This is a genomic window from Kitasatospora sp. NPDC001095 (assembly GCF_053598615.1).
The window spans coordinates 67165-75918 of sequence record NZ_JBSFKQ010000039.1 but is presented as its reverse complement, the minus strand read 5'-3'; the positions used below and the strand labels follow the sequence as shown (position 1 = coordinate 75918).

9 protein-coding genes and 2 pseudogenes are annotated in these 8754 nt (G+C 76.7%); 6 read left to right on the top strand and 5 right to left on the bottom strand.

All coding sequences use genetic code 11. The annotated features are described in order from the left end of the window. Nucleotides 1–98: pseudogene (locus tag ACWDBB_RS26605) on the top strand (nickel-type superoxide dismutase maturation protease); the annotation flags it as partial. A gap of 293 nt (nt 99–391) precedes the next feature. Here ACWDBB_RS26605 and ACWDBB_RS26600 read toward each other — a convergent pair. Then, a pseudogene (locus tag ACWDBB_RS26600) lies at nt 392–1195 on the bottom strand (MFS transporter); the annotation flags it as partial. A gap of 192 nt (nt 1196–1387) precedes the next feature. Between ACWDBB_RS26600 and ACWDBB_RS26595 the strand changes: the two are divergent. Then, the gene (locus ACWDBB_RS26595; protein WP_449792005.1) at nt 1388–1732 is read left to right on the top strand and encodes an ArsR/SmtB family transcription factor; all 345 of its coding nucleotides are present in this window, start codon (nt 1388–1390) and stop codon (nt 1730–1732) included. A 180-nt stretch (nt 1733–1912) separates the two neighbouring features. After that, a complete protein-coding gene (locus ACWDBB_RS26590) occupies nt 1913–3130 on the top strand; it encodes an alpha/beta hydrolase family protein (RefSeq protein WP_449792004.1) in 1218 nt (405 codons plus the stop codon). A 127-nt stretch (nt 3131–3257) separates the two neighbouring features. Here ACWDBB_RS26590 and ACWDBB_RS26585 read toward each other — a convergent pair whose 3' ends face one another. The 4 genes from ACWDBB_RS26585 to ACWDBB_RS26570 all read right to left on the bottom strand — a co-directional run bounded on the left by ACWDBB_RS26585 (nt 3258) and on the right by ACWDBB_RS26570 (nt 6035). Continuing rightward, a complete protein-coding gene (locus tag ACWDBB_RS26585) occupies nt 3258–3908 on the bottom strand; it encodes a GNAT family N-acetyltransferase (protein ID WP_449792003.1) in 651 nt (216 codons plus the stop codon). Nucleotides 3909–4231: 323 nt separating this feature from the next. After that, nucleotides 4232–4834: an AAA family ATPase gene (locus ACWDBB_RS26580; RefSeq protein WP_449792002.1), complete on the bottom strand. Its 603-nt coding sequence runs from the start codon at nt 4832–4834 to the stop codon at nt 4232–4234. A 71-nt stretch (nt 4835–4905) separates the two neighbouring features. Beyond that, nucleotides 4906–5430 (bottom strand): DUF6328 family protein, encoded by a 525-nt coding sequence (locus tag ACWDBB_RS26575; protein ID WP_449792001.1) that lies wholly within the window; start codon nt 5428–5430, stop codon nt 4906–4908. Further along, entirely contained in the window at nt 5427–6035 is a 609-nt protein-coding gene (locus tag ACWDBB_RS26570; RefSeq protein WP_449792000.1) for a MarR family winged helix-turn-helix transcriptional regulator, read from the bottom strand. The genes ACWDBB_RS26575 and ACWDBB_RS26570 overlap by 4 nt, the downstream gene beginning before the upstream one ends. Nucleotides 6036–6085: 50 nt before the next feature. Here ACWDBB_RS26570 and ACWDBB_RS26565 point away from each other — a divergent pair, with 50 nt between their 5' ends. The 3 genes from ACWDBB_RS26565 to ACWDBB_RS26555 all read left to right on the top strand — a co-directional run bounded on the left by ACWDBB_RS26565 (nt 6086) and on the right by ACWDBB_RS26555 (nt 8346). Further along, nucleotides 6086–7021 (top strand): DMT family transporter, encoded by a 936-nt coding sequence (locus ACWDBB_RS26565; protein ID WP_449791999.1) that lies wholly within the window; start codon nt 6086–6088, stop codon nt 7019–7021. 68 nt (nt 7022–7089) lie between these two features. Beyond that, on the top strand, nt 7090–7662 hold the full coding sequence (locus ACWDBB_RS26560; protein WP_449791998.1) for a nuclear transport factor 2 family protein: 573 nt from the start codon (nt 7090–7092) through the stop codon (nt 7660–7662). Between the two features lie 162 nt (nt 7663–7824). Continuing rightward, nucleotides 7825–8346 carry a hemerythrin domain-containing protein gene (locus ACWDBB_RS26555; RefSeq protein WP_449791997.1) on the top strand — a complete coding sequence of 174 codons (522 nt, stop codon included), beginning with the start codon at nt 7825–7827 and terminating at the stop codon, nt 8344–8346. Nucleotides 8347–8754 lie beyond the last annotated feature (408 nt).

Genomic DNA, 8754 nt, shown 5'->3' with positions numbered 1-8754 from the left:
GGCACCCGTTCCAGCAGGACCTGCTGGTGGTGAAGCGGGCCGCCGAGCGCCGGCCCAAGGGCTGGTGGCTGCTGTCGGACAACCGCCCGGTGGACGGGGCCGACGCCCGCACCGCCCGCACGTCCCGGGTCGACGCCGCCGCCACCGCACACGCCACCAGCGCCAGCCCCGCCGCCGCGAGGGGGAACCAGCGCCCGCCCAGCACCGCGATCGCCGCCGACCCCGCCACACCCCCCGCCGCCGTCCCCAGGTACAGCGCACTGCTGTTCAACGAGATCAGCAGCGGCGCGTTCGCCGGATCGATCGACGCCAGCCGGTGCGGCAGCGCCACCGACACCGCCCACCCCGCCAACGGCACCACCAGCGCGTACCCCAGCGCCCCCGGCATGCTGCGCCCCAGCCACGGCAGCGCGGCGAACGCGCCCGTGGCCACCGCCGAGCCGGCCAGCAGCACCCGCCGCACCCCGATCCGGTCGACCAGGCGCCCGCCCAGCCAGCTGCCCGCCACCGACATCACGCCGCAGGTCAGCAGGACGACGCTCAGCCGGTCGGCGTCGCCGCCGGTGGCGCCCGAGACGGCGGTGGCCAGGTAGATGTAGACGCTCTGGAAGGCGAGGAAGAACACCAGCGTGGTGGCCGCGGCGCCCAGCACCCGGGGCCGGCGCAGCGGCGCCAGGCGAGCGCGCAGGGTGGGCGCGGCGGTGGGGGCGGGCAGGTCGCGCAGCAGCAGCGCCAGGCCGGCCAGCGCCGCCAGGCCCAGCGCGGTGACCAGCCACATCGTCATCCGCCAGTCGGCGCGCCCCACCCAGGTGCCCAGCGGCACGCCGAGCGCGGTGGCCACGGTCATCCCGCCGAGCACCGTCGCCAGCGCCCGGCCGCGCCGCTCGGGGGCGACCAGGGTGGTGGCCACCGCGTTGGCGGTCGGCGTGTAGAGGGCGGCGCCGGCCGCGGCCAGGACGCGGGTGGCCAGCAGCAGCCCGTAGGAGGGGGCGAGGGCGCTGAGCGCGTTGGCCGCGCTGAACACCGCGAGCGCGGTCAGCAGCAGGCGCCGGCGCGGCCAGCGGGCGGTGAGCGTGGCCAGCACCGGGGCCAGCAGCGCGTAGCCGAGCGCGAAGACGGTGACCAGCTGGCCGGCGGCCGGCACCGACACCCCCAGGTCGGCGGAGATCGGGCCGAGGATGCCGGCGACGACCATCGAGTCGGTGCCCATGGCGAAGGTGCCGAGGGCGAGCAGGAGCAGACGTACGGGCACGGGAGGGCCCCCCGGGGCGCAAGAAACGATTGTTGGACAGACATGCAACAGTTTGACGCTCGCCAAACACTCGGGCATGGGTGGATGATTGTCAAACCGTCCTGATCCCCCTGCGGCCCCCGAGGAGCGTGCGCCATGAGCGACGACGAGCGGCTTCCCCAGCCCGCCACCGCCGACATCGAACTCGTCACGGTCCTGCACGCCCTCGGCGACCCCGTGCGCATGACCCTGCTGCTCAGCTACGCCGACGGCGGCGAGCACTCCTGCGACCCGCGCGGCCTGGGCCTGGAACACCTCCACAAGTCGACCGTCTCCCACCACATGCGGGTCCTGCGCGAGGCCGGCGTCACCACCACCCGCGTCGCCGGACGCAACCGCTTCGTCAGCCTGCGCCGCGCCGACCTCGACGCCCGCTTCCCCGGACTGCTCGACGCACTGCTGGCCTCGTCGCCTGCACCCGCGGCAACTCCGGTGCCGTAGCGGGCGGTTGAACCCCTAGGGGAAGGAGCCGCGGGGGTGGCGCCGCAGGCGTAGGCCCGCGGACCCAACCGCCCCGTGGCGACTCCTGCCGCGGGCGGACGCGCCCGGGCGGGCCCACGCGGCACGGTGGACGCGCACCCGCCGCACCCGCCGCACCCGCCCGCCGAAGGAGCCACGCCCATGACCGGACCCCAGCCCGGCCGCCCGCCCACCCGCCGCCGCGTTCTCGGGGCACTGGCCCTGGGTGCCGCCGGCGCCGCCGCCGCCGGTGCCGGGCCCGCACGCGCCGACACCGCGCCCGCCGACACCGCTCCCGCGCCCGCCGGCGCGACGGGGGAGCCCCGCCTGAGGCTGCCCGCGCCCACCGGCCCGCGCCCCGTCGGCACCGCCCTGCTCCACCTGACCGACACCGCCCGCACCGATGCCTGGGCCCCCACCCCGCGCCCGCGCGAACTGCGCGCCCGCCTCTGGTACCCCGCCGCGAGCGGCGCCCGGGGCCCGTACGCGCCGTGGATGAGCCCCGCCGAGACCGCCCACCTCCAGGCCGCCTACTTCGGCGTCCCCGACGCCCGCCTCACCTGGCCCACCACTCACGCCCGCCCGGGCGCCCCCGCCGACCGCACCCGCCGCCACCCCGTCGTCCTCAACTCCCACGGCTCCGGCGCCGACAGCGCCTTCAACACCGCCCTCGCCGAGGAACTCGCCTCCCACGGCCACGTCGTCGCCGCCGTCGACCACACCTACGACGCCGGCGAGGTCGAATTCCCCGGCCGGCGCCTGGAAGTACGCGACAAGGCCCGCGTCCAGGCGATGACCGACGCCGAGATCGTCGCCTACCGCACCGCCGACGTCCGCTTCCTCCTCGACCACCTCGCGGGCGGCCCGCTGCCCGCCGGCCTGGACACCGCCCTCGGCCTCGACGCCGTCGGCATGTTCGGCCACTCCATGGGCGGCGCCACCACCGCCCAGGCCCTCCACGACGACCCGCGCATCCGCGCCGGCGCCATCCTCGACGGCCCCCTGTTCGGCACCAGCGCCACCGCCGACCAGAACCGCCCCCTGCTGCTGATGGCCTCCGCCTGGGACAGCCCCGCCCGCGACACCATGTGGGACACCCTGTGGCCGCACCTGACCGGCTGGCGCCGGCGCCTGACCCTCACCCACTCCGGACACCTGTCCTACTGCGACCTCCAACTGCTCGTCCCCCAGGGCCAACCCGCCTTCGCCTGGCCCCCCGACCAACTGGAGCACTTCCTCGGCACCGGCGACCCCCGCCGCGCCGTCGCCGCCCAACGCGCCTACCTCACCGCCTACTTCAACCTCCACCTGCGTGCCGTCCCCACCCCACTGCTGGACGGCCCCACTCCGCACTGGCCCGAGATCCGCTTCGACGCCTGAACAGGCACCGACACAAGGACCCCCCATGCCGATCCGAGGCGCGGGGGAGGCGATGGCGGCGGGCCGGTGCGGGGCCGTGGCCGCGCGCCGGGGACGGCCGGGTGAGTCGCCCGCTCGTGCGGGAAAGTCAGCCGGGCAGGCCGAACAGGGCGCGGCAGCCGTCGCTCAGGCCGGTGACGGTGACCGGGGTGCGGGCGTGCTCGGCCCAGGCCTCGGGGGTCAGGCGCAGGCGCCGGGAGACCACCACCCGGCCGTCCAGGACGTCGCGGTCGATGCCGTCGTCGCGGTAGCCGAGCTTGCGGGAGACGGCCAGGGAGGAGTGGTTGTCGGCGAAGGACAGCGAGGTCGCCGACCGCGCGCCCAGCTCCGCGAAGGCCAGGTGGAGCATCGCGGCGCGCATCTCGGTGCCCAGGCCCCTGCCCTGGTGCTCCAGGCCGAGCCAGGAACCGGAGACGATCTCGCGCCGCACGCCGAACTCCTTGGCCCGCATGTCCTGGATGCCCACCGGGCGCCCCTCGTGGAAGGCGACCAGGTTCAGCGTCCAGTGCTCCGCGCTCCAGCTGCCCAGCCGCGCCCAGTGCAACTGCAGCACGTGCCGGGCGCGTTCGGCCGCCGGCAGCTCGCCCCAGGGCGTCAGGAAGGGACGGTCCTGGGGCAGGTGGACGCCCCGCGCGGCGACGTCCGCCACCTCGGCCAGTTCGTCCTCGCCGGGCAGGCGCAGCTCCAGGCGGGGCGAGGTCACGCGCAGCCCCCGCAGGGGCCAGTGGTCGGTCATCATCGGATCAGTGTGCCCAGCGGGCCCGCGCCGCGCACCGGCATTTCCGCTTCCCGGCCGCCTCCCGGCCGCGTCCCGGCCGCGGCCGGGCGTCAGCGGCCGCCGGCGCCGGGGCGGGGGCCGGGACGGTCGAGGGCGCCGACCGCGACGGGCGTCGACTCCCGTGCGGCGCACGCCCTATCCGGTGCCGTGCCCCGGCCGGGCGCGGCCGCCCGCAGGCCGCGCCGGGCGGCCGGTGGCCGGGAGGGCGGGGCCGGCCGGCGGGGCACGGCGGGCCGAGGGCCCGCGGCGTGGTGAGGCTGTCGGGCCGGTGGCCCGGCCGGCCGTCAGGCCAGGGCGGCGGCCAGGCGTTCGGGGAGGGTGGCGTACGGGCGGCAGTCGACCACGGGCAGGGCGTGGGCGCGGGCCTGGTCCGCGAGCCAGGTGCTGTAGCGGGCGCTGACGGCGGCGCGTTCCGGCTGGGGGCCGCAATCCGGCTCGCGGTCCGCGTAGTTGGCGCCGATGCGCCGCGGGTCGTCCTCGTGCAGGAAGACCGCGCGCACGCGCCGGCCCTGCCCGGCGGCCTCGGCGGCGGCGCGGGCGGCGGCGGCCGGGGTGAGGTAGTCGCCCTCCACGATCGCGGGCACGTCGACGGTGAGCCGGTTGCGCACGACGCCGAGCAGCGCGTCGTCCAGGGCGCGGGCGGTGGCGATCTGCAGCTCCAGGACGCGGTCGGCGGGCAGCGCGTCGGGGTCGGGCACGGCGGCGAAGTGGTGCAGGCCGGGGTGGCCGGCGGGAGTGGTGGCGGCCTGCAGGGCGGCCACGACGTCGTCGAACTCGACCACGAACGCGCCGTGCCGGGCGGACAGCAGGGCGGCGGCGCGGCTCTTGCCGAGGCCGGACGCGCCGCCGATCAGCAGGACGTCCCACGGGCTTTCGTCGGTATGCATACCGGCACGGTAGACGGTCCGGGGAACGGACCGGCCCCGAGGGGTGGGGCGAGAGGGCGGGGCAGGGCGGGTCAGGTGCGGTCGCGCGCGGCGCGGCGGCGCACCGCCCAGGGCAGGACGAACCACAGCACGGCGAAGATCAGCGCGATCGCGCAGGTGATCGGCACCGCCGGCGCCGGGCCGAGGACGACGTCCAGAACCAGCAGCACGGCCCCGGTCAGCGCGCAGGCGAGCAGCAGCAGGCCCACCTGGGCGATGCGGACCGAGACGGTGACGATCCGTTGCTTGCCGGGGTGGTGGTACAGGCCGCGGTGCAACGCGACCGGGGTGGCCAGCACGGCCGCGGCGACAACCGACAGCAGCAGGGTGGCGACGTAGATGTCCTGCTGGGCGTCGGTGAGCTGGGTGAAGCGCGGGGTGAAGGCGACACCCAGCAGGAAGGCGAAGACGATCTGCACACCGGTCTGGAGCACCCGCAGCTCCTGGAGCATCTCCACCAGGCGCCGGTCGGCCCGCACCTCCGGATTCTCCCAGCCGGGCGGGGGAGCGGGGAAGGGCGGCGGGGCGTCCGGGGGCGGGGGCGGTGCGCTGGTCATGCGTCAGCTTCCCACGGCCCGCCCTCCCCGCCGACGGAGCCCCCGACGGTGCCGCCCCCGGTGCCGGCGCCGTCCAGGCGGTGCTGCCAGGCGGCGAGCAGACCCCGCAGGGCGGCGGCCTCCTCGGGGCTCAGGTGGGCCAGCAGCCGGTGCTCGTTGCGGATGTGGGCGGTGAACGCCTCGTCGAACAGCCGCCGCCCGGCATCGGTGAGGGCCACCACCCGCCCGCGCCGGTCGTCCACGGCGGGACGGCGGGTGACCAGCCCGGCCCGCTCCAGACGGTCGATCCGCTTGGTCATCGCCCCGGTGGTCACCATCGTGTGCGCGGCCAGCTCGCCCGGGGCCCGCTCGTACGGGGCGCCGGCGCGGCGCAGCGCGGCGAGCACGTCGAACTCGCCCTCGCCCAGCCCGTAGCGCTGGTACACCAGGGTCAGCTCGGCGGTCAGGCGGGCGGCGAGGCGGTGCAGGCGCCCGATGACGGCCAGCGGGGAGACATCCAGGTCGGGGCGCTCGCGCCGCCACGCGGCCTGGATCTGGGCGACGTGGTCCGCGTACGGGGCCTCGCGGGGGGCCGCGTACGGGTCCTCGGGCTGGTCGGGCTCCATGAACCACCACCCTACCCGCAATCGCTTCCCAGGAAGCTATATTGCCTTCCATGGAAGCCAAAGCGCGGTGGGTACTGCTCACCGCCCTCGCCCCCGTCGCCTGGGGCGCCAACTACTGGGTCACCCACACCCACCTGCCCGCCGACCGCCCACTGTGGGGCGCCGCCCTGCGCGCCCTGCCCGCCGGCCTGCTGCTGCTCGCCCTCGCCCGCCGCCGCCCGCACGGCGCCTGGTGGTGGCGCAGCGCCCTGCTCGGCCTGCTCAACACCGCCGCCTTCTTCGTCCTGCTCTACCTCGCCTCCCAACTGCTGCCCACCAGCGCCGCCGCCACCGTCATGGCCGCCTCCCCGCTGGCCATGCTGCTCACCGCCTGGGCACTGGTCGGCCGGCGCCCGCGCCGCGCGCACCTGGCGGGGGCGGTGGTGGGCCTGGCCGGGGTCGCGCTGGCACTGGCCGGGCCCGGGGAGGGGATCGGCTGGGCCGGGCTGGCGGCCTCGGGCACGGCGATGCTGGTCTCCTCCGTCGGCTACGTGCTGGCCGCCCGCTGGCGCGAGGGCGCCGACCCGCTCGCCGCCACCGCCTGGCAGCTGACCGCGGGCGCCCTGGTGCTGCTGCCGCTCGCCGCCGCCGTCGAGGGCGCGCCCCCGCCCGCGGACGCACCCACCCTGCTCGCCCTCGGCTACAGCACCGTCGTCGCCACCGCGCTCGCCTTCACCTGCTGGTTCGCCGGACTGCGTCACCTGCCGGCCGGCACGGTCGGCCTGCTCGGACTGCTCAACCCGCTCACCGGCGTCCTGCTGGGCGCCGCGCTGGACGGCGATCCCTTCGGGGCGCGCCAGGGCGCGGGGCTGGCCCTGGTGCTCGCCGGAATCCTGCTCGGCCGCCCGCGCGCCCGCGCCGCGGATCCCGCACCCGCCGCCGGGTCCGATCCCGCCGACGGGCGGGACGGGTGCGGGTCCCGAGGCCTTGATCTCAAGTCGACTTGAACTCCTAGTCTCCGTGGTGCGCGGCCGAACCGGCCGCGACCCGCACCGCGATCCCGGGGAGCCCCGCCATGACCACCGCCACGACTGCCGCCGCGCCCACCGCCGCGGACTTCGCCGCTCTCGAGCAGCGGGTCCGGGTCCTCGCCGACCGCGCCGACATCACCGGCCTCATCGACGGCTACCTGCTCAGCCTCGACGCGGTGCCCAGCGGCGGCGGGCGGTTCGACGAGGCGTGGTCGCGGCGCCACTTCACCCCCGACGTGCGGATCACCTCGCCGGTGGGGGAGCACGAGGGGATCGACGGGCTGGCCGAGTCCGAGCAGGCCACCCTCGGCAAGTTCGAGCGGACCCAGCACGTGGGCGCCAACTACATGATCGACCTGGACGGGGACCGGGCCGCGGTGCGCTGGAACGCCGTCATGACCCACGTCCACCTCGCCTCGACCCAGCGGGCGCGCGGCGAGGAGCCCGGCGGCCACTTCGGCGTCGGCGGCACCTTCACCGGCGAGGCGGTGCGCACCCCCGACGGCTGGCGCCTGCGCAGCCTGGACGTGCGGGCCGTGTGGACGACCGGCAAGGGCCCGCTCACCCTGACCCCGAAGGCCGAGGCGACCCTGAGCGACCTCGCCGGCGGACAGTGACACCCGGCAGTGACGGCGGGTAGTGGCGGCGGCCCGGAGACCGGCCGTCACCGGCGGCGCGCTTGCCCGCCGGCCGGGACGCGTGATCGGATGGCGTGAGCATCGCGTGCCGGTGACGGGCCGCGTCAGGCATGGAGGTGCGCAACCGAAGGGACCGCCCCCGTGGCCTCCCGCCCCACCGGCCGTACGGCCGCCCTCAGCCTGCAACTCGCCCGCGCGCACCAGGAGTTGCGCCGCCGCCTCGCCGACCTGCGCGCCGACCTCGGCCGGCCCCGCCGCCCGGACGGCCCGGACGGCCACGACGACCCGCTCCTCGCCCACTGCCTGGCCTTCTGCACCGCCCTGACCCACCACCACCAGGGCGAGGACACCGGCCTGTTCGCCCAACTCCTGCGCGAACGCCCCGACCTGGCACCGACCATCGGCAAACTCGTCGAGGACCACGGCCTCATCACCCACATCCTCACCCGTGTGCGCGACCTCGCCGACCAGGCCGCCGCCACCGCCACCGCCGAGGCGGCCCACAGCGCCGACCTGGAGGCCGTCGGACGCGAACTCGACGGTCTCGCCGCCATCATGGACTCCCACTTCGCGTACGAGGAACGCGCCATCGGCGCCGCCCTGGACGCCGGGGCGGGCGACGACGGCTGGTCCGAGGCGGTGCTGCGCTTCCGGGCCCCGTGAACCGCAGGCCGCACGCCGCAAACCGCGAGCCGTAAGCCGCGAGCCGTAAGCCGCGGGCCGTGAAAACCCGTCGCCCTGTACGGCCCGCCTTCCCTACACTCGCCACGCGGCCGCGCCCCGAAGCGCGGCCGGACCGCGACGACCGCGACGACGACAGCAACGAGGAGAGGAGGCGGGCGGCCATGCCGAAGCGCAGCGCCGCCGCCCCCTCTCCCGCGTCGCGGTACGAGGTGATCCTGATGTCCCTCCCCTCCCGGTGCCCGCTGCGCGGCCGGCACCGGAGCAGTGCCGCCACCGTCTGACAACCCAAGCGCCCCGCCACGTCCTCGCGCGGGCCGGCCACGACACCGGATCTGACGGACCATCAGCGGCACTGCACGATCGCGCGCCCACCCAGAAGCGAACCGC